At 47.1% G+C, this 21,508-nt stretch carries 15 protein-coding genes; 3 read left to right on the top strand and 12 right to left on the bottom strand.

Going from position 1 to position 21,508, the window contains the following annotated elements; translation table 11 throughout:
- Window positions 1-8 precede the first annotated feature (8 nt).
- The 12 genes from ABIC79_RS10020 to ABIC79_RS09965 form a co-directional block, all read right to left on the bottom strand.
- Window positions 9-1,277 (bottom strand): O-antigen polymerase, encoded by a 1,269-nt coding sequence (locus tag ABIC79_RS10020; protein WP_166860748.1) that lies wholly within the window; start codon window positions 1,275-1,277, stop codon window positions 9-11.
- A gap of 210 nt (window positions 1,278-1,487) precedes the next feature.
- On the bottom strand, window positions 1,488-3,650 hold the full coding sequence (locus ABIC79_RS10015; protein ID WP_166860750.1) for a polysaccharide biosynthesis tyrosine autokinase: 2,163 nt from the start codon (window positions 3,648-3,650) through the stop codon (window positions 1,488-1,490).
- 19 nt (window positions 3,651-3,669) lie between these two features.
- A complete protein-coding gene (locus ABIC79_RS10010) occupies window positions 3,670-4,104 on the bottom strand; it encodes an arsenate reductase/protein-tyrosine-phosphatase family protein (RefSeq protein WP_318645249.1) in 435 nt (144 codons plus the stop codon).
- Window positions 4,104-5,240, bottom strand: a complete 1,137-nt coding sequence (locus ABIC79_RS10005) for a polysaccharide export protein (protein ID WP_166860755.1) — start codon at window positions 5,238-5,240, stop codon at window positions 4,104-4,106. The genes ABIC79_RS10010 and ABIC79_RS10005 overlap by 1 nt, the downstream gene beginning before the upstream one ends.
- A 97-nt stretch (window positions 5,241-5,337) precedes the next feature.
- Entirely contained in the window at window positions 5,338-6,768 is a 1,431-nt protein-coding gene (gene wbaP, locus ABIC79_RS10000; RefSeq protein WP_223509119.1) for an undecaprenyl-phosphate galactose phosphotransferase WbaP, read from the bottom strand.
- A 171-nt stretch (window positions 6,769-6,939) separates the two neighbouring features.
- Complete coding sequence (locus ABIC79_RS09995) at window positions 6,940-9,030, bottom strand: YjbH domain-containing protein (RefSeq protein ID WP_250981396.1); 2,091 nt, start codon at window positions 9,028-9,030, stop codon at window positions 6,940-6,942.
- Entirely contained in the window at window positions 9,030-9,773 is a 744-nt protein-coding gene (locus ABIC79_RS09990; protein ID WP_166860757.1) for a capsule biosynthesis GfcC family protein, read from the bottom strand. The genes ABIC79_RS09995 and ABIC79_RS09990 overlap by 1 nt, the downstream gene beginning before the upstream one ends.
- Window positions 9,770-10,426, bottom strand: coding sequence for a YjbF family lipoprotein (locus tag ABIC79_RS09985; RefSeq protein WP_126125123.1), 657 nt, complete (start codon window positions 10,424-10,426; stop codon window positions 9,770-9,772). Before ABIC79_RS09985 ends, ABIC79_RS09990 begins: the two co-directional genes overlap by 4 nt.
- A 74-nt stretch (window positions 10,427-10,500) precedes the next feature.
- A complete protein-coding gene (locus ABIC79_RS09980; protein ID WP_126124277.1) occupies window positions 10,501-10,716 on the bottom strand; it encodes a hypothetical protein in 216 nt (71 codons plus the stop codon).
- Window positions 10,717-11,003: 287 nt separating this feature from the next.
- Window positions 11,004-11,690 (bottom strand): EAL domain-containing protein, encoded by a 687-nt coding sequence (locus tag ABIC79_RS09975; RefSeq protein ID WP_166860759.1) that lies wholly within the window; start codon window positions 11,688-11,690, stop codon window positions 11,004-11,006.
- Between the two features lie 74 nt (window positions 11,691-11,764).
- Window positions 11,765-12,238 (bottom strand): helix-turn-helix transcriptional regulator, encoded by a 474-nt coding sequence (locus ABIC79_RS09970; RefSeq protein ID WP_241916936.1) that lies wholly within the window; start codon window positions 12,236-12,238, stop codon window positions 11,765-11,767.
- A gap of 1,112 nt (window positions 12,239-13,350) precedes the next feature.
- Window positions 13,351-16,062 (bottom strand): cation-transporting P-type ATPase, encoded by a 2,712-nt coding sequence (locus ABIC79_RS09965; RefSeq protein ID WP_354566998.1) that lies wholly within the window; start codon window positions 16,060-16,062, stop codon window positions 13,351-13,353.
- A gap of 290 nt (window positions 16,063-16,352) precedes the next feature.
- On the opposite strand from ABIC79_RS09965, the gene ABIC79_RS09960 reads away from it, so the two are divergent.
- The 3 genes from ABIC79_RS09960 to ABIC79_RS09950 are packed head-to-tail and all read left to right on the top strand — an operon-like array spanning window position 16,353 to window position 21,465.
- Window positions 16,353-17,438 (top strand): efflux RND transporter periplasmic adaptor subunit, encoded by a 1,086-nt coding sequence (locus tag ABIC79_RS09960; protein ID WP_354566996.1) that lies wholly within the window; start codon window positions 16,353-16,355, stop codon window positions 17,436-17,438.
- A complete protein-coding gene (locus ABIC79_RS09955; RefSeq protein ID WP_013576890.1) occupies window positions 17,438-20,503 on the top strand; it encodes an efflux RND transporter permease subunit in 3,066 nt (1,021 codons plus the stop codon). The genes ABIC79_RS09960 and ABIC79_RS09955 overlap by 1 nt, the downstream gene beginning before the upstream one ends.
- Window positions 20,500-21,465, top strand: a complete 966-nt coding sequence (locus tag ABIC79_RS09950) for an acyltransferase (protein WP_013576891.1) — start codon at window positions 20,500-20,502, stop codon at window positions 21,463-21,465. The genes ABIC79_RS09955 and ABIC79_RS09950 overlap by 4 nt, the downstream gene beginning before the upstream one ends.
- Window positions 21,466-21,508 lie beyond the last annotated feature (43 nt).

Raw genomic sequence — 21,508 nt, 5'->3', positions numbered from 1 at the left:
TATAGGGATTAGGATTTTCTACTAAGCTTGTTTATAAATAGCAATAATAGTGATGAACATAGACCAAGCATAATAGGGGGGGCAATAGCGCCAAATGATCCCCTAAAAATTATAAATGAAAATGATGACAACCATAAACCGATGAAGTAATAATATGAAACTTTAGCCTTACTGAGGAATGAATCAGCACGACCTGTAATAACACCTATAATCAAAGCGCCTAATATAACAAAGATCATATCACCAGCATAATATAGCTCTCCGACCAAAGGAGCACTTAAATTTGTATAAAAATACCCTTGATGCTCCGCCGCAAGCATACCTAAGTTAGTCGGTTTGGATTCCCAAAGACTTCTTGGTATAAAAAAACTTATCCCGGCGATAAAATTAACACCCCATGAATAACCGGTGTCACTTACAAACCTGACGATATTCACTAATTGTTGAAACGAATCGAAATCTAATCCTTTGACAACATAATCTGATAGATCATAGGTATTATAATTATTCGAACTTTCCCCCAAATGTTTTACTAGAGGGAACAATATAAATAAAAATATCGGTGACGCAATAAACAACACAGCTAAAGATAACCGACTTTTCATCTTATTAAATACCACAGCTATTGCTATAGCCATACTTAAAAAGTGAAACCTTGGACTTGAAAGAGGGCTATTTATTATTAGATTGATAACAATGCATATGATAAAAATGCAATATGAAAACTTGCCAAAACTTTTATCTACATTTTGAACCCTATTCACCCAAAAACATAAGTACACTACCAGTATTCCAAATGCACAAAATTTAGAAAGTGCATATAGCATGGGTAAAAAACCATCTGAGTAGACTAAATCGCTAATAACAGATCTTCCCATGAAAAATGAAGAAATACCGACGATACTTATGAATAACATAGATGGAATCATTAATAGAAAAGCAACAACATTAGTTTTTGCATCTATCCTTAGATCGAATTTATTATTTTCATTGCAATCACTTATACTGTTTTTCTTATACGAAATAGAATACCCTAAGAATAAAAAAATGCTAAACAAACACGTAATATAATTTACGAAGGATATTTCTTTATGCAACGGGTAATTATTCCATGGGAAAATATTATTCACATATTGTAAGTAAGAAGGAAACACAAAAAACCAAACTAAAAAAATAACCCACTGCGAGATGAAAAGGCCTACTTTATTCCTTATAAGTAATAAGACAAATAGTATTAAATTCAGTGAAATTAAAATGAAATATGATATTTCAGGCATTAGTAACTCTCTCACTGCTTGTGATAATCATCTATCTCATTTCCCTATATAGTATTGGCTGCATTAATTTAATTTGTACATCGAGATATCAATTAGTCACTTAAATTTAAGCCCACTCAAGGCATATCACTTAATTCATATTCATATTCATATTCATATTCATATTCATAGCGAATTAAATGACGCCTTGTGTTTCATTTATATATAATTTTACTTACTATTATCCGATGAATATGTATAACCATAGTTATTGTATCCATATTCATGATAATTCGCGGCTTTTTTTATCACACGGTTAAGGATACAACCTTTTACTATTATTCCGCTTTGTGCTAATCGATTAATACTAACTTCAACTTCTTTAGCCGTATTGATCTCAAAACCAACAACCAGCAGCGTCGTCCCTACATAACGCCCAATAATGGCAGCCTCTGTAACAGCTAAAATAGGAGGTGTGTCAATGATAACTAGGTCGTAATTTTCAGAAGCCCATGTCAAAAGATTTTCAAATCTTGAATTTGTAAGTAACTCCGCTGGGTTTGGAGGAACTTTTCCTCTTGAAATATAATCAAAACTTATTCCAGATATTTTCTTGACTACCTGATCAATTGATGAAGAACCAGATAGTATATCGGATAGTCCAATATCATTATCTACGCCCAAAGCCCTATGTGAGTCTCCCCGCCTCATATCTGCATCGATAAGAATAACCTTCTTACCAACTTTCGATATCACTTCAGCTAAATTACTACTAATAAATGTTTTTCCCGCTTCAGGGCTAGCACCTGATATCATAAGAAGATTATTTTTGGCATCCAGCATCGCAAAATGAAGACTAGTTCGTAGACTTCTGATAGCCTCAATAGCCAGGTCAGCTGGATTCTCGCACGCTAACAATGTTGGATTGTTAGCGGTTCTATTTTTATCTTTTATATTATTCCTCTTAAATGACCATTCCGAAACTGGCACACTTGCATATACAGTGATCCCTAGCTCTTCAAGCTGCTCTGGGGAATATAAGCCTCTACGAAGCATAAATATTGTGAAAACGACACTAAATGATAGTAAACCACCTAAGACCAGCCCCATCAATATTACTAATACTTTCCTTGGTTTTACTGGTTTAGGCTCTGTAACAGCATCATCAATTATTCTAACATTGCCAATTGCACTCGATTTAGCAATATTTAATTCTTGCTGTCTATTCAGTAATTGCATATAGACTGCTCTTCCTGACTCAACATCACGACTGAGGCGAAGAACTTCCTGCTGTGTGGCTGGCATACTCGAAACATTTTCACTTAGACGATCTTTCTCTTGTTTAAGAGTTTGTCTTTTTTCAAGTAACGATTTATAAATGGGATGATCTTTAGTATATAGCTGGGATATTTCAGCTTCCCGGAATGTTAACTCATTTAACTGATTATCCACATTTACAATTTGATCGAGTACAGCTTTAGCTTCCATTGGCAAATCGATTGTGTTCTTTTGTTGCCTATAGTTATTGAGTCTATCCTCAGCTACGTCTAATTCACTTCTAACTTTTGGAAGTTGTAATTTCAGGAAGTCTAAACTTTTTTCATCCTGTGCAGCCTGCCTGTCTATGTTTTGTGACAGATAATTTTGAGTAATACTATTTAATATCTTTTTGATCAATATTGGGTCTGTACCAGTGACAGTTAGTGCAAGCATCCCACTATCCTTTCCTTGTTCGGAAACGGTATAGTTATCTTGTAAGCTATTAATTGCCTCAAGCTTTGTGACTAATTTTATCTCGAACTTATCATCCACTTTCGCATCAATGCTATCAACTTTAATCGATATTCCATGTCCATCTAACAGTTTCCCTACTTCGCCTTTTATCTCGAAATCATCTCCAGTGACAAGGTAATTATTTGCATCGATTACTGTCAGTCTCACTTTAGGATCTTTGTCTCCATCTCGCGGTAAATAGAGCCGACTTACCTCAAGATGTCCTGACTTCTGACCTGTTAATCGTGCCCACCCTCTGCCAAAAATGGGGAAATACTCTTGCTTAACAACAGTCTGTAAGTTTAAATCACTTACTGTTTTTCCCAGTATCATTCTTGACTGTAATAGCGTTATTTCAGGAGCAGACTGAGGAACTGCATCTGGTAGAACTTGATTCAAACTTTCCAGTATGGCATTACCAGCTTTCTGTTCTACTTGAACGAGCGAATCCGCTTGAAATACTGGAGTCGCAAATAATGCATAAATGACAGTTAGAAGAGTAATAAAAGCGGTAATCGCAATTATTAATTTTCGATGATCAATTACTTCACCTATAATACGGCGCATTGTAATTTCATCGGATTCAGTTAGATTTTTTTTGGTTAAAATATCTTGAGGCATATATTATTTCCCTGATCAATTATCCATTCAACTTTTGTAGCCAAGCCTGGCAGGCTTGGTCAATTAGTCGATAAACAGATTCGAAGGCTTCCTGACTCTTACGATAGGGATCTGAAATTTCCCTACGACCATTCCAATGTCCAAGCAACATGATTTTTCCGTGCGCTTCTGGTGCAACACGACTTATCTGTTCTTGATGGGATTTCTCCATGACTAAAATGAGGTCGTATTGTCGGCCTAACGCAGATGTAAACTGAGTCGCATGATGTCCATCAAGCTGTAATTGATGCTTTTGAGCCACCTCAACGGCAGAGGGGTCTGCAGGCTTGCCTACCAATGCAGCCGTTCCAGCCGAGTCTATTTTCTTGTCCGGTAATAATCGCCTCAGCAGTCTCTCCGCAATCGGAGAGCGACATATATTTCCGGTACAGACAATTAATATTGAGTCAAACATTATGGATTCCATTGCCGTACAAAACGTCCCGCTTCAATCATGTCATGCACTCCCGTAATGGTCGGGACAATCTGCGAAATGACACGATTCCAGCGAACAATCGGCGCAGTGGTGACATAAACAATATCGTAAGGCTGAAGCTGGAATTCCGTACTCATCACCATAGAAGAGGCATCTTTGGCATTCAGCTGATAAATGTTGGCGATTTTGCCTTTCTGGCTTCCCTTCAGCGGGCGAATAACAAATATCCCGGAAGCATCCGCCATACTTTGGGCAATCCCATCTGAGTTGCCTAATGCCTCGGCGAGAGTCATCCCGCTACGGTCCATTTTCAACGTGCTCTGTTTGGTGACTTCGCCCATCACAAACACTTTCAGGTCATCATTTCGTGGTACAAACAAAATATCGCCAGGGTAAAGCAAGCGGTTCTGTGTGAGGTCACCTTTCTGCATCAGGGCCTGAAGAGAAATCTGTGTATCCTGACCGTTGTGATTGAGCACCACGTTACGCCAGTCAGCATCAGGCGCTAAACCCCCTGCGGCATTAATGGCATCAATCACGGTAAGCGGAATATTGGTAATAGGCTGTTGTCCGGACTTGATGACTTCACCGGTGGTATAAATTTTCTGCGAACGGAATGCCGCAATACTGACGTCAACCTGCGGACTTTCAATGTACGTCGCCAGACGGTTACTTATCTCCTGACGTACTTCACTGACAGTTTTTCCGGTGACCTTCAGTTTCCCGATATAAGGATAGAAAATTGTCCCGTCGGCGTTAACCCAGTTACCCGTGTCACTGGCACTGCGGTACTGACCTGCCGGGGTGGTCAGTTCCGGGTGATCCCAGACGGTAACCATCAGCACATCACCAACCCCAATACGGTATTGGTAGTTTTGCAGTTGTATATCCAGCTGAGGATTTGGCCGTGCCTGAACGCTGTCAGGGCGCAGCTGATCGATCAGGCCGGGCGTCATCGGGTACACGTTAACTAATTTATCAATGTCATAATTGCTATCAGTAGGTTGAACAACGTCTTTGTCCATGGTACTTAACGACTGCCCTGGAATAACCGTACATCCGCTCAGTAACAAAGCCCCGAATAATGCAGAAATCTTAAACGTTTTATTTTTCATAAAATCCATATCATGTGGTTCAACAGAAATTGATGTTGGCCATGACGCTAATAACTAGCAGCCAATACATGAGGGTGATGCATTATTTAAATGACTGTTAATAAGCACCGTCTTTTCTAAGCACAACACTTACTGTTTTAAATAAGATGGCAATGTCATTCCACATCGACCAGTTTTTTACATACCAGGCGTCAAGATAGACGCGAGTTTCGTAATCCACATCACTGCGACCACTCACCTGCCATAATCCGGTCATTCCCGGTTTGCTCAGCAAGTAATAATCTACCTCATCACTGTAACGCTCCAGTTCAGCGTTAATAATAGGCCTCGGACCAACAAGGCTCATCTCTCCTTTTAATACATTAAATAACTGCGGCAATTCATCCATGCTGGTTTTACGCAATAAATGTCCGATACGCGTAATACGTGGATCGTTTTTCAGCTTAAATGTCTCATCCCACTCAGCGCGTGCTTCGGGGTTATTTGCCAGCAATTCCTCAAGCACTTCCTTGGAATTGATTACCATTGAGCGGAATTTAAGACATTTGAAAGGACGGCCGCCTTTACCAATACGCTCATGACCATAAATTGCCGGGCCGCCATCTTTCCTCACTTTGAAGCTGATATACAGCAGCAGCGGAGACAATATGGCAATAATCCCCAGTGAAGCCACAATATCGAAAGCACGTTTCAGGAAGCGTGATGACCATTTCGCCAGGTTCTGATGAACACGTAAGATCATCACTTCGTGGCTGAAAATAAACGACATATCCGTACTGTCGAGCGGCATGCCGCGCAGTGTCGGGATCACTGAGACATAACGGTAACCGTGGATCATAAACACCCGCAGCCAGTAGTTACGGATATCGCTCTGGTGTGCTTCCACGGCGACAATAAACTGGGTTTTCTTGTCGCACGGGGTTAATAACCACAGGTCATCGCAGAATATGATCGGAATGCCATCAATGCTGTCCCCCGGCTTGTCAGTCAGTTCGCTGGAAATAAATCCGGTGACGTTCAGCCCGAGATTCTTTTCGCTTTGAATCGCTTTGTAAGCCTCGTGAGCATTTTTACCGGTACCAATAATAATGGCATCGCGTTGCCAGATACCCAGAACCGTTAATACACGCTTAGTCATCATGCGGGCACAAGGTACAAATATCAGCACCAACAGCCAGGTGAGGATCCACATATAACGGGAAAAATTCCACTCCGCGAAAGCCATCACCGCGATCTCAATAACGGCAAAAATGACCAGCGTGCGTAAAATTTCTTTCAGTTCAAACCAGAAGGTTTTGCGGTAGTAATAATGCCGCAAGCGAATCGAGAACCAGCCAACACAACAAAATGCCAGCGTCCAGTGTAATAAAACCAGGGCAGTAACATGTTGAGCGGGAATATAGTCATCAAACTCTTTGAGCATAAAGCTCAGTAATATTTTAGCGACATAAATCGACAGGGTGAAACTGACGAAATCCGAAAGAGCAAGAAACAGGCTTGAGTAAAAATTTCTGGTGAGAAATGTCATATTTCCCTCACAACAAGTATCAAAAAATAATTATTACCTGAGGACATCAGGTTAATAGGCTTATAATAATGGACTTCATTAACGGTCTCCTGACATGCTGACATATCAGAAAAATAATAAATAAGTCATTTTGTAAGTGCCTGACTGTTGCAGTCAGGCACAACCTTTTCATTAAGGCAACTGCGGCGTATCTCTGTCTGAAGTAATACCGTACAAGCCGTACTGTCTGCCCAGCATCTGGCCACCATCACGCGTCAGTGGTGTCCAGCTGACCGCTGGCGTGCTGCGTGTCGGTTTGACCGTCAGCAAGTCCAGCGGAACAGAGATGTAGAAGCCTTTAGTAAAGGAGCCTTCACCGTATTCCTGTTTAGAGACATTCGTCAGCGTCGCATAGGCTCCCACGGTGACACCGCTGTCAAAGCGTTTGGAGAGATCCAACGTGCCGCCTTTGTCTTTAGCCAGATATTGCCCGACACTCATTTTCACCAGCACATCATCCATAAATGCTGGCCGCCAGTAGGCTGTCAGGTTGCCGGTTGCGGCCTTGTAGTTAGTGAAGCGCATCATGTCGTCCCAGTCGCGCTGTTTGACATAGTTAGCATCAATACCCAGTGCCCAGTCAGAATCCAGTGGCCGGTAGAGCACTTCGCCCCCGACGCCGCCGTACATCATCTCCAGATAACCGCCATAAAGCTGTCCGTAGAAACCGTTGCCCAGATAACGGAAGTAGTTGGCTTGCAGGTTATTCACATAGACATCGTTCTGAACGTATTCGCGGATATGCGTTCGTACGCGTGGCAGAGAAGAGTCATTACTGACGCCGTCATAGCGGAACTTATCGTAGTTATTGGCAACGTTGCCAAACACGCCGCCATCGACAAGCAGATGATCTGTCAGCCAGTAGTTGGCATCCGCCAGCACCCCGATCTGATACATATAAAAGTTTTCAGGGCCGCCGACAGATTGTCTTAATACCGGCGACAGGCTGTAATTAAACCGGTCCTTGCCGATAAAGAATCCCTGACCGACGTCTGTGACCGGTTCAATCCGTTGCTGGTTCAGGGACTGTTCCTGCCCCAGCGGATAACCCTGTTGCTGCTGACGCAGGCTCGCCACGCGGGTACGTGTGGTGACCATCGGCATACCAAAGCGGTTTTGGGTAACATCCAGGGTGTCAACATTCTCCGGCAGATTATTCAGCATGATGAGATTGGCACGCTCTACGCCTTTGGACGTATTGCGATATTTATCCTGCTGACCCGTAACGTTGAGGGTGTCGTCACGGATGTCGATACGCGGTTCGCTAAACCCGGCATTGCCTTTCAGCTGAGCCAGTTGCCCGGTCGCGACGCTGTAATTAACCATTCCCGCACTTTGCGGCTGCGGCTGATAGGCAGGAACCGGATCATCAATCTGATGAGGAACCCAATCGTTCATGTTACTGCGCAGGGTAAACCCGAACATAAAGGTATTGCCACGCTCGTAGCTGGCGTTGACATCCATCCAGCTTGCCAGGCGATAAACAGCACCGAAGTTAAACTTACTGTTCTGTTTTAGTGCCCCGGCGAAATCATCGCGGTAATTATTCCCATCGTATTCCATCTTCAGGCGCAACGGCTGCCAGGGGGTCTGATACTCCACGCCGCCGAATACCCCCGCAGGGCCGCGGAACATATCATTGAGTGAAATATCGCCGGTGGAATGGCTTTGCGCGCGGGTACAATATTTATCGCTGGCTTTGCAGAAAGGGTTCGTGATATTGCCGCTGTTGCCGATATAACCCCAGCCTATCCCCAGCGTGAAATCTAGCGGTCCGGCCGCTTTGCTGGCGACCAGATATTCACTGTCAAACAACCCCGTGCCGCCGATATCGCGCTTGCCCAACGCAACCTGCGGAAGATAGTAGCCCTCTTCCCACAGTCTTAATTTCACATCGAAAGACTTGTCTTTATAGGTTTGATTGCCGCTGAAGTTTGGATCACTACTGTAAAGCCGGTCACGCACGTCGGTATAACGCAACGTGGTCTCCAGCCAGGGAAACAACGCCATCGAGACCGAATAAAAACGGTAGGCATCATTATCGCGGTAGTTGGCACTGAACTCCCCTTCTTTCGGAACCCGCGCCGTCGGTGTTTGTAAAAGTCCCGCGCCACCGAAATCGGACTGTGAAGGACCAAGGGGTTCATCATACGTTTGCGCCCGGACGGAATTAGCGTAAACCACGGACACAGCAAGCAGGCTGAGAAGATATTTTGGTTTCATCATTCAGGGATCCGGTGCGCCAAAACAGAGACGATGTGCTGATTAAGGTTTTTAAACTGGCGCGGCAGCGTCCAGTCAGAAAAACCGACCCAAATGATACTGCCCGGCTGGGCTTCAGCGTGGCGATAATTCCAGTACGCGACCGGCGCGCCCCGGATGGTTCCATTGGGATCAATCACCACGGCTTCATTCAGATTGGCACCAGAAAGAAATTGATGGTCTGCGAGATATTCACGAATCGTACGACCTGCAACCCACGGCTGTTTTCCCGCACCACTCACCGCACCCAGCAACAACACGCTGTTGGGACGCGTTGCGGTATAGACGCGATAATCCCCCTGTAACTGGCGGTTAGCGGCATTGTTGTTGAGGATCAAATCCGCATCCATCGGGGTAAACTGACGACCGGTAACCTGCAACCCCTGCAACTGCTGAATGACACGGTTAATGGTCTGCTGCGTATCGCCACTCTCCGTGGCACGCCAGGCCTTGAGCTGGTTCTGCATGGACAGATACTGTTGCTGCGCCTCAGGCGTAGCGGCAGGCACAGCAATCACGGTGCCGGGCGACCAGGATTGGCGGATCAGATCGGACTCCGCCATCATCTGGCGCATATCTTTAATATGGCTGAGTACCTGGGCAGGCTGCCCCTGAGAAGCGCTGGTGTAAACGGCCACGTTGCCCTCGGAAAATGCCATCCCCGGCAAGGCGCTAAAAATGAATAAAAGCGTTTTTATTTTCATGCTGGTGGGATCCCCGCATTGGCAGGTTTGAGCAATGTCATACTCACCGGCATATCTGCTCCCAACCTCTGATTGCTCTTGAGCACCAATCCGCTGTGCGGATCTACCCAGAAAGTGTTTTGCCAGCGGTCACCCGTGGCCTCAAGCGTCACATCCTCGCGCCACACCTGACAGGCGACGACTCTCCCGGGAAGTGTCAGGGTTTCGTCGTCCTGACGGCTGAAACGGGATGTTACAACGGATGACAATGGCTGCCGGTTCTCCGTCCAGCGCATCAGACGTGTCCAGCCCGCCCCTTCACGCAAATTTGCTGCATGCAACAGCGGGTCTTGTTGCAGATTGGTGACTTCCAGCAGATCCCCTTGCGAATAACCGGCCGACCGGACCAGGCGACCATTTTGGGTAATAAATACGACCTGGTCGCCGGTACTCCATTTTTCAAAGCCATCCTGGAGATAACCGACCACAAAGATTTGTGCAGATGTGGGCAGTTTTAGATAAATGCTGCCGTAAGGAATAGCGGCAATTCTTTGGGGTGGTACCACAACATCCTGTGTCCCTTTAACGGCAACTTTAAAAGTATCAACCAGACTGTTTTGCGAGGGGGTACATGCTTGTAACAAGAGGCAGAGGAACAATAAGGAATAGCGCACAAGTGATTCCCTATATCATTATTATCATGTGGGAAAATAACCACACGGATGTGTGGTTATAATTAAGTGAATTATTAGCGTGAGGTTGTGGTGGTAGTTGAGGTATTGGTGTTGCTGTTACCATCACTATCATCGTTACCTACAGCAATCAGACCAGCGGCTAATATTGCGCCGCTGGTACCGACCACTGCCGCCACTGTTGCCCCTGAGCTGAGTTCAGCAGCAGATGTTGTCTGCGAATATAGCGGCAGCAGCATCAGGGCAATAACAGAAAACATGAGTTTTCTCATAATTACTCCTCTTCAATTGACAAACGAATTGTTCACCCAATAACCAATGGGCCCTTTGAGTATATCAATAGAAAATAATTATTGTACAATTTAAGACCGGTATATATTTTAGCTATGCTACCGCCCCTGGTTTACGGCCACCAATTTGCCAAACGATAATTCCGGTAATAATTCGCACAGGTTCCCCTCGCCAAAAATAAGTCAGGCGATAGGTTCCCGTACATTTAAAATAACCGCAGTAATTAGCTATTTGTGCTTATTACAGCGTTATTTTAAAAGTCATTTTTTCAAAAAAATGACTGTATTAATTCATCCTGACTATAAGGCAGCCATAACGCACCTTGCATAGCAAGAATATCACTGCCGCTTAAGTACTCAATATGCTGCGAATTCTCGACACCATTGATAATAATGCCACGGCAATAGGGCCTGAGATGGGCGATCACTTTTCTTAGAGATTGAGTTCCCTGGTGTTGCCAAAAAAAGGTCTTACTGATTTTTATATATTCAAACTTTTCGCTCATCACCAGCGTAAGACTGGTGTTACCTGCGCCAAAATTATCCAGCCATAAAGGGCAGCATGCAGCTAAAGACTGAAGCACAGGACGTTCCTGCCCGGCATTGAATTCGTGAAAATCCTCACTCACCTCCAGTCTTATATATTTGTGCTGCTGTAAAACCTTTTGTATCGCCTGATTGCTGGCAATATGCACCGCAATCTCATAGTCAATATTGATCGACAATAAAAAGCCGTTAGCGATAAAGATACTTTCATTCACACACGCTGTGGTGACCTGCTCAAAGAAGTCCTTCACCTTCTCTTCAGCAGAAAGAGGTAATGCGTAATCCTCTGAATACTCGTTGCTTTCCTTTGTATTCTTTTTCTTAACCAGCTCAAAACCAAGTATCACTCCCGAGACGGACACAATGGGTTCATACAGGAAGCCAGGATGACTTCTTTTGAGTGATCGCATTTCATACCCCTGAAAAAATAGCAACGTCTGGCGCGTACCTGCACTGTGCAAGGTCAGCTTAAAAAATATTTTTGTTATCTGACAATTCTGTTACCCACGGCGTGTTTGTGCAAAAAGAACAAAGCTGAACTGCTGCTGGCATCAACGCCTATTTTTCTTAATGAGTTGCATTTATGAACACTAATCGTTTTAACACTGAGCTTTAAAATATTTGAAATGCTGGTGACAGACAGACCAGACATCATCATCACCAAAACTTTTTCTTCCATTTTGGTAATATTATAATTGAATTCTTCCTTGTTAATTGCACTGCCCAGAAGTTGTATGAATTGCTCGACCGCTCTCTCGAAATCTGCCAGACCACTCTTCTTCTTAAGGAATTTAAACTCCTTTTTCAGTAAAAGTTCGAGCATTAACATATCAACCGCTGAAGACACAATCAAAATTCTCTCCGGGTCCAATATATTCAGATTTTCTCTTAAAAACTCATAACACCTGTGGAAGCCACCGCCTGAAGGATCGATGATCAAGTAATCTTTCGCAAACAAGTTCATCCCTTCGTTCTGGTCAAATGGGATGACATTGTCTACGTAAGGCAGCTTCTTGGAGATTATTTCTTTCAACGCCAACTTAGTAAATTGGCACTCACTCCAGATTATTACCCGAGGCATTGGGCCGCCTAATTATGTGGTTTTAAAAACGCTCAAATTCTGCCTCGTTAATCCGGGGAAGAATAAAGCACTCTCAGAAAGAGATAAGAAAAAAGAATGTTTAGATCCGCTCTAAATCATATTTAAAACTTTTCAGTATCTGTACGTAGAGTAATACGCAGCCGAAACTCTTCAAATCGTTTTTCTCGCTCATAATAACACCTAACAATAGGTTTGACCGATCGATTTACACTTTCTTATCGTTAAATGCATGCCTGTTTTCTAGGCGCATTCTTACAGTTATTCCCAATTAATAATCAAAATGTGACGTATACGACGCTTTTAAGGTTAAGCGCCCCCAAAATCTAAGAACTATCTCAGTGGGAATCTCTCTCATTTAAACAACTCCACCAACGCACTTAATTATCTGAATTTTTGTTTTAAAACAGGATTTTTCACTTTTTTAAGTATGATTTCAGATTTAGCTTTTTACGAAAGCTAAACATTTGTATTTCATTATTGAGACATTTTCTGAAAAATCGCTCATAAAAACTAAACTATTGCTCTTTTATACACAGCTATGCATAGCGATTAACCTGCAAAGTAAACCATATTTTTACCAAGAATATTCCTAACAAAGGACATAAGCAGCATTAAGTCTTTATTTTCAGTTAAATAATAATAATTATCTGATTTTTTATGATAGCAAATACCAAGATCATTCTTAAATGAATGCCTTTTTGGCGATTAATCCTTGTATGGAAAATAGGCTTTTTAACATTTACCAATCTACGGCTATCAGATAACTCGGATAAATATCAAAAAACCAGACTTTTCAATATGATGAGTTTATAGACAATAATGTGAGACGTATGGTCAATAAAAAACCAGCCTTTCGGCTGGTTGATGTTTTTTGTGCGGGCTACTGAAGCGCGGGAAGGTGAGCGGGTGAGTATTTTCTCTGCGGTAATATACAGGCCCCTGAGAGGAAAATATCCCAGGGGCTTGCCTTAACTCGCTTTGCGCCAGCGGCGGGTCAGCACTTTTTCTATTTCAACAATCACAAACAGCGCCACACCGATCATCAGGCCGATGATCCAATAGATGAACGGCAGCGGACGCGTACCGAACAGCGTGTTCATCAGCGGCACATAGATAATGATCGCCTGCAACGTAAACAGCACCAGGGTGACAATCCAGATGCCTTTATTGTGCAGCAGACCGCGGCTGAGCGAGAAGTTATCCGAATCGCGGCAGTTGATCATGTACACCCACTGCGCGGTAACCAGCGTCTGCAACAGCACGGTGCGGATGAATTCAGGTTCATAACCGCGCGGCTGCAGCCAGGCTTCCAGCAGGAAGGCGCTGATGGAAATCAGCAGCCCGACAAAGGCCACGCGCCAGATGGCGTATTTATCCATGACGTGTGCGCTGACGTTACGCGGCGGACGGCGCATCACGCGGCTTTCAGCCTTCTCAAATGCCAGCCCGAAGGACAACGTGGCGGAAGTCGCCATGTTCATCCAGAGGATTTGCACGGGTGTTAACGGCAGCAGATTGCCCATCAGAATGGCGATAATGATCAGCAGCCCCTGCGCCAGGTTGGTCGGCATAATAAACAGGATGGTTTTTTTCAGGTTGTCGTAAACCCGCCGCCCTTCCCTGACCGCGTTGGCGATGGTGGCAAAGTTGTCGTCCACCAGGATCATGTCGGCAGATTCTTTGGTTACTTCCGTACCCTTAATCCCCATCGCAATGCCGACGTTGGCCTGTTTCAGCGCCGGTGCATCATTCACGCCGTCGCCGGTCATGCCGACAATTTCTCCGGTATCCTGCAACGCTTTGACCAGACGCAGTTTATGTTCCGGACTGGTGCGGGCGAAAATATCAAACTGCTTCGCCGCCGTTCTCAGTTGCGCGTCATCCATATGCTCCAGCTCATAGCCGGTGATGGAATTCTCGCTGTTACCGATGCCGAGCATTTTACCGATCGCCATCGCGGTTTCCTGATGGTCACCGGTGATCATCTTGACGCGGATCCCTGCCTGCTGACATTCGCCAATCGCCACAATCGCTTCCGGACGCGGCGGATCCATCATGCCGGCAATGCCGATCAGCACCATGCCGTGACTGAGTTCCGGATGATCGAGTGAAGCAACCGGCTGATCGACCGGCTTCCAGGCCGCGGCCACCATGCGCAGCCCTTCGCTGGCATATTGCGTGATCGCCGATTCCCAGTAGGCGTGATCCAGCGGCACCGCCCCTTCCGGCGTCTGCTGGAACTGACACAGTTTGAGCAGCACGTCCGGTGCGCCGGTCAGCATGATCTGCGACTGGCCATTTTTCTCACCGGCCACCGCCATATATTTATAGAGAGAATCGAACGGGATTTTACTGCTGAGGTTAAACGGCAATTCTGGCAAATGTGCCTTGGCTGCCAGCACTTTCAGCGCCCCTTCCGTCGGGCCGCCGGTAATGCCCCAGTGCCCCTGCGCATCCTGCGACAGTGTGCTGTCGTTACAGATATCTACCGACCGCAGGAACTGGGTCAGCAAAGGCGAAGAATCCGCAGGCAGCGGCGACGCCGAACCGGCAATGGAAAAGCTGCCCATCGGCTCGTAACTGTTGCCTTCTACCGTCCAGACATTATCCGCCAGAATCACTGCCTTGACGGTCATTTCGTTCATGGTCAGCGTGCCGGTTTTATCCGAGCAAATCACTGACATCGCACCCAGTGTTTCCACCGTGGGCAGCTTGCGGATAATGGCTTTGGAACGCGCCATCGCCTGTACGCCGAGCGAAAGAATAATCGAAATGATCGCCGGTAACCCTTCCGGCACCGCCGCCACCGCCAGGCTGATCACTGACAGCAACAGCTCGGCAAACGGAATGTCGCGCAGCAGATAACCAAAAATCAGCAATGCCACCATCATGAACAGAATGATGACAAAAATGGATTTCCCCAGTTTATCTATCTGCACCAATAGCGGCGTTTTGTTGTCTTCAATGGAGGACAACATTTCATTGATATGGCCGAGTTCAGTCTGGCCACCGGTGGCAAATACCACGCCGCTGGCGGTACCGGAACTGACGGTGGTGCCTGAAAATGCGAGATTTTTACGGTCGCCAATCGACTTCTCACCTTCCAGCGCCCCGGTCTTTTTCGAAACCACGGTCGATTCGCCGGTCAGAATGGCTTCTTCGACACGTAAGTTATGCACGTCAATCAGACGTAAATCGGCAGGGATTTTGTCACCGGGGCGCAGCAGAACAATATCTCCCGGCACGATTTCATCGGTACCGACGGTGACCTGTTGTCCGCCGCGTAATACCAGCGCTTCACTGGAAAGCATATTCTGAATGCTTTTCAATGATTTCTCAGCATTATTTTCCTGGATGAAACCAATTAAAGCATTAATAACCGCCACACCTAATATCACCAGTGTATCAACCCAGTGCCCCATAATGGCCGTGACGACAGCGGCCGCTAATAATATATAGATAAGAATATCTTTAAAGTGCGAGATAAACTTAATAAACAGAGATTTACCTTCTTTTTGCGGCAGGACGTTAGGACCGTAATGGTGGAGTTTATTTTTCGCGTCTTCGGGTGAGAGCCCGTCAGGCCCGGACTGTAGCCCGGTAAGGCTTTCTTCTACGCTTTGCTGATACCACAGTGTTTCTGTTGTTTTATTCACGGAATATGGCGCTGGATTATTCATGATGCCTGACTCCTTGATCCCTGAAAGGGTTCATGAATGATGCGGGTAATGCAAGAATTGTGATGTTAATTTCTGGCAAGATACGTAAAGCTGTATAAACTATAATATACCGTGTTAAATAGTGTTAATTCCCGGCTTTGAAAAAACAATTAGATTAACAAAAACAACAGATAACCTGAGTCTCAATAAGAATAGGTCAGAGATATAATATATTGGCACAGCACATTAAATGTCCTTATATATTCTGTCTTAATTTATTATTTCGTGTGTTGTTTATGAGGGGAAGTATTATGGACATTCGTTTCTCTCCCACTCTGCTCATCCTATTTCTGATAAGCGCCTGTGACCAGAAAGCCCCGGATACACCCTCCCCGCCCCGACAGGTTAAAATTGCGACGGCAGAAGCCGCCAGCCCGCTCAGCACCCGCGTTTTTCCGGCGCGCATTTTAGCCGGTGATAACACCGACATTGCTTTCAAACGTGCAGGCCAGTTGCAAACGCTGGACGTCCGCGAAGGCGAAGCGGTAAAACAAGGACAAATTCTCGCCCGGCTGACCAACAACGATGCCCGTCAGCGCCTTAACGATCGTCAGAGCGCCGCCACGCTGGCGCAGCGCCAGTTTGAACGTTATCAGACGCTGGCACGGCGCAACGTGGTGTCGCAGGCCGAACTCGAGGTGCATAAAGCCAGCCGGGATTCCGCCGCTGCCGCACTGAAAATTGCGCAGGAAGAACTTAACGATCTGAACCTCACTGCGCCGTTCAGCGGCGTCATTGCGCGGCTGTCTGTGCGCAATCATCAGGTTGTTGCCGCCGGTCAGCCGGTGGCAACCATAAGCCGTTCCGACGTGCTGGATGTGGTGTTCAGCGTGCCGGAAAATCTGTTTACCAGCCTGGACGTACGCAATGTCGATTACCGCCCGCGGGTGCGTATCAACAACCTTCCCGACCGGGAATTCACCGCAACCTATAAAGAACACACCGCCAGCAGCGAAGCCAATACGCTGACCTGGCAGGTGACGCTGGTCATGCCGCGTCCGGAAAACTTCCCGGCGGTGGCCGGATTAAGCGGCACCGTCACGGTGAATCCGGCCAATCTCGCCACGGCAACGCCGGTCAGTACGCTGGTTATCCCGGTCGAAGCCGTTTTTAATCCGGACAGCAGCCAGCGTAATGACGCGCACGTCTGGGTGGTGGCCGGTGAAGGCGATACCCTGCACGTCGAAGACCGTAAAGTCACTGTCGGTGAGCTGACGTCTCAGGGCATTGAAATCACCGCCGGACTGCAAAAAGGCGACAGAGTGGTGGCGGCGGGCGTCGGGGAATTACACGCTCAGCAGCCGGTTCGCATCTGGACCAGAGAGCGGGGTCTGTGATGGGAATTAACGAAAGCTTCATTAATAATCCGACGCGCATCTGGCTGGTGATCCTGCTGCTCGGCGTGGGCGGGCTGATTGCGTTGTTCAATATCGGGCGGCTGGAAGACCCGGCGTTTACCATTAAAACCGCGGTGGTTGCCGTGCAATATCCCGGCGCGTCATCCCAGCAGGTTGAGGAAGAAGTCACGCTGCCGCTGGAAAATGCCCTGCAACGCCTGCCTTACGTCGATAATATTTCCTCGATTTCTGCCGTCGGCTTATCGCAAATTACCGTCAATATCGATTCCCGTTATCACTCCTCCGAACTGCCGCAAATCTGGGATGAACTGCGCCGCCGCGTCAACGACGCCACGTTGCAGTTTCCGCCCGGTGTCAGCCCGCCGTTTGTGAACGATGATTTCGGTGATGTATACGGCTATTTTTTCTCGATTTATGGCGACAACTTTAGCAACCCGGAACTGCGTAAATATGCCGAACAACTGCGCCGTGAACTGGTGCTGGTGCCCGGCGTGGGTAAAGTCGCGATTGGCGGCATCCTTCCTGAACAGGTCAACATTGAGATTTCACGGGCAAAAATGGCTGCTTATGGCGTCACATTGCCGCGCCTTGCCGACGTGCTGAATCGCCAGAATATGGTGTCAGATGCGGGCAGCATGACGGTCGGCAGCGAGTCGATCCGTTTGCATCCGACCGGTGGCTTTGAAAATATTGACGAGCTGAATAATGTGCTGATCAGCCCCGCCGGTTCGACGCACAGCATTTATCTGCGTGATATCGCCACCATCTCGCAGGGGATCACCGATCATCCGGGCAATATTTATCACGCCAATGGCCGTAATGCGCTGACCATTGGTGTCTCTTATATTCCCGGCGTGAATGTCATGAACATTGGCCGGGCGATAGAAGCCAGAATGCATCAGCTTGAAGCCGATAAACCGGCCGGGATCCAGCTGAAAGTGTTTTACGATCAGGCTGCTGAAGTGAAGAAATCTGTCGACGGCTTTATCATTAACTTCCTGATGGCGCTGGCGATTGTGGTCGGCGTGTTGCTGATTTTCATGGGATTACGCAGCGGGATTATTATTGCCGTGTCGCTGGCGCTGAACGTGCTCGGCACGCTGCTGATCATGTATTTGTCCGGCATCGAACTGCAGCGCATTTCGCTCGGGGCGCTGATAATCGCGCTCAGTATGCTGGTGGATAACGCGATTGTGGTGGTGGAAGGCGTGCTGATTTCGCGCCAGCAGGGTAACCCGCTGATGAACGCCATCTCGCAAATCATTAAGCGTTCCGCGCTGCCGCTGCTCGGCGCGACGGTGATTGCCATTCTGGCGTTTGCGCCCATCGGGCTGTCACAAGATTCGACCGGTGAATACTGTAAATCGCTGTTCCAGGTGCTGCTGATTTCGCTGATGCTCAGTTGGGTGACCGCGCTGACGCTGACGCCGGTCCTGGTGAAATGGGCCTTCGCCAATATGAAAGTGGCGGATAAAAAACCGGACGAACAGATTGACCCTTACGGTGGCAGGATATTTCGCGTCTACCGGCGGATGCTTTCCGCACTGCTTGCACACCAGGCTCTCACGCTCAGCGTGCTGGCTGCGCTGCTGGTAGCTTCGGTATGGGGTTTCGGTGCCGTGCGGCAGAACTTTTTCCCTTCCTCTAATACACCGATTTTCTTCGTCGATTTGTGGCTGCCCTACGGCACAGACATTAATTACACTGCGCGCATCGCCGGTGAAATCGAAAAAGATATTAACAAGCAGGAAGGCGTGGAAAACACTGTCACCACCGTCGGTCAGGGCGGGATGCGTTTTATCCTCACCTACAACGGCCAGCGGCAATATTCCAACTATGCGCAAATTATGGTGCGCATGGATGACCAGCGGAAAATCGCTGCGCTGGCCCACAGCACCGAACAGAACATCCGCAATCATTATCCTGAAGTCAACGCCAGCCTGAAACGCATCATGTTCGGGCCGTCCGGTGACAGTGCGATTGAAGTGCGAATCAAAGGTTCCGATCCCGACCAGTTGCGTAATATCGCCAGTCAGGTGGATAAGATTATCCTCGATGACGGCGCGGCCGACGGGGTGCGTAACGACTGGCAGGATCGCAGCAAAATGGTTCGCCCGGTATTTTCGCCGTATCTGGGACGTGAACTCGGCGTGGACAAAGGCGAAACCGACAGCGCATTACAGATGAATTTCAGCGGCAGCACCGTGGGGATTTTCCGCGATGGCTCGACGCTGATGCCGATTGTTTTACGCCCGCCATCATCGGAACGACTGGATGTCGATCATATGGCCAATATCATGGTCTGGAGCCAGACGCGTCAGCAATTTATTCCGCTGAGTAACGTGGTCAGTGATTTTAAAGTTGAATGGGAAGATCCGCTGATCATGCGGCGCGACCGCTCGCGGGTGCTCACCGTACAGACCGATCCGGATCCGGCCCGCGGTGAAACCTCCGGCGATATGCTGGCGCGTATTAAACCGCAGGTTGAGGCGCTGAAATTACCGCACGGTTACAGCATCGAATGGGGTGGCGACGCGGAGAACTCCGCCGAGGCGCAGCAGGGGCTGTTTACCACCCTGCCGGTTGGTTTCCTGATGATGTTTATCATTACCGTCCTGATGTTCAGCTCGGTGAAAAACGCCATCGCCATCTGGCTGACCGTGCCGCTGGCCCTGATTGGCGTCACCTTTGGCTTCCTGCTGACCGGTATTCCGTTTGGCTTTATGGCGCTGATCGGCCTGCTCAGCCTGAGCGGGATGTTAATCCGTAACGGCATCGTGCTGGTGGAAGAAATTGGTCAGCAGAAAAAAGAGAAAAACCAGACCGACGCGATTATCTACGCGGCCACTTCGCGTCTGCGCCCGATCCTGCTGACGGCGTTTACCACCGTGCTCGGCCTCGCGCCGTTGTTGCTTGATGTCTTTTTCCAGAGCATGGCGGTTGTTATCATGTTCGGGCTGGGATTTGCCACCGTGCTGACGCTGCTGGCGCTGCCGGTGATTTACAACTGTTTCCATCGTGAAGGGCAACGACGTACACAATGAACACCACGGGACTGAATATTATTAAAACGCTCGGCTGCCTGACCGCCGTGACCTTTTTCACCGTTTATAACACTTACGACAATTACAATTATAACTACGACACTATTCTGGCTTTCCTGACCTTTATTTCCACCATTGCCACACCGCTGTTTTTTGTGGTCACCGGTTATATGGATGCCGGTTCACAGCACACGGCAGAATGGCAACTGAAGAAAATACGCAGCATCTTAACCCTCTTCATTTTCTGGTTTTCGATTTATTATTTATGGGAGCCTTACCAGAAAGGTTATCTGATTCAGCCGTGGTTTATCTTTACGCTGGTAATTATTTACACCTTTCATCCGCTGGTGGAATGGCTGGCTAAAAGACGGGTTATTCTTGCGGCACTGGTCGCCAGCCTGCTGATTTTTTCCTTTGCGTATGATCTGCTGGCGATCTATTTCACTGACCATAAATCTTTTTCAACCCCCGCGCAGTTCCGCATCTGGACCTGGGTACTTTATTATCTGACTGGACAGTTGTTATATGACCCGGTGGTTTCCGCCCTGTACGGTCGCCCGCGGGTAGCGAAAATCGCCGCCATCGCCATTCCTTTTGTCTATATTTTCACCTGGTATTATGAAAAACACTTCTTCTTTTCCATCTTCAACCTTGAGCGCAACAGCTTTATTCTGACCGGATCGCAGGTCTATATTCTGGTGGTATTGATCATTATCGCGGCCAATGGCGTGAAACAGGACGCCACGCGGTTGCCGGTCAGTGAAATGGTCAGTTCGCTGGGGAAAACCATGACCGGCGTTTATATTCTCCACTACACCTTTTTCAATTTATTAATCCAGTGGATCCCGATCAACTCCCTGACCGCCAAACTGTTCGTCATCCTGCTGACTTTCCTGCTTTCAGTGTTGTCTTCAATGCTGCTGCTGAAGAATAGCGTGACGAAGAAGCTGATTACGTTTTGAGAAGGCGGTCTGAGGCAGGGATCAAATATGAGCCCTGCAAATG

Source organism: Rahnella sp. 2050, from assembly GCF_040544515.1.
GTDB classification, from domain to species: Bacteria; Pseudomonadota; Gammaproteobacteria; order Enterobacterales; family Enterobacteriaceae; genus Rahnella; species Rahnella aceris.
The sequence above is the reverse complement of the archived record's forward strand: the minus strand, read 5'-3'. Positions and strand labels throughout refer to the sequence as shown.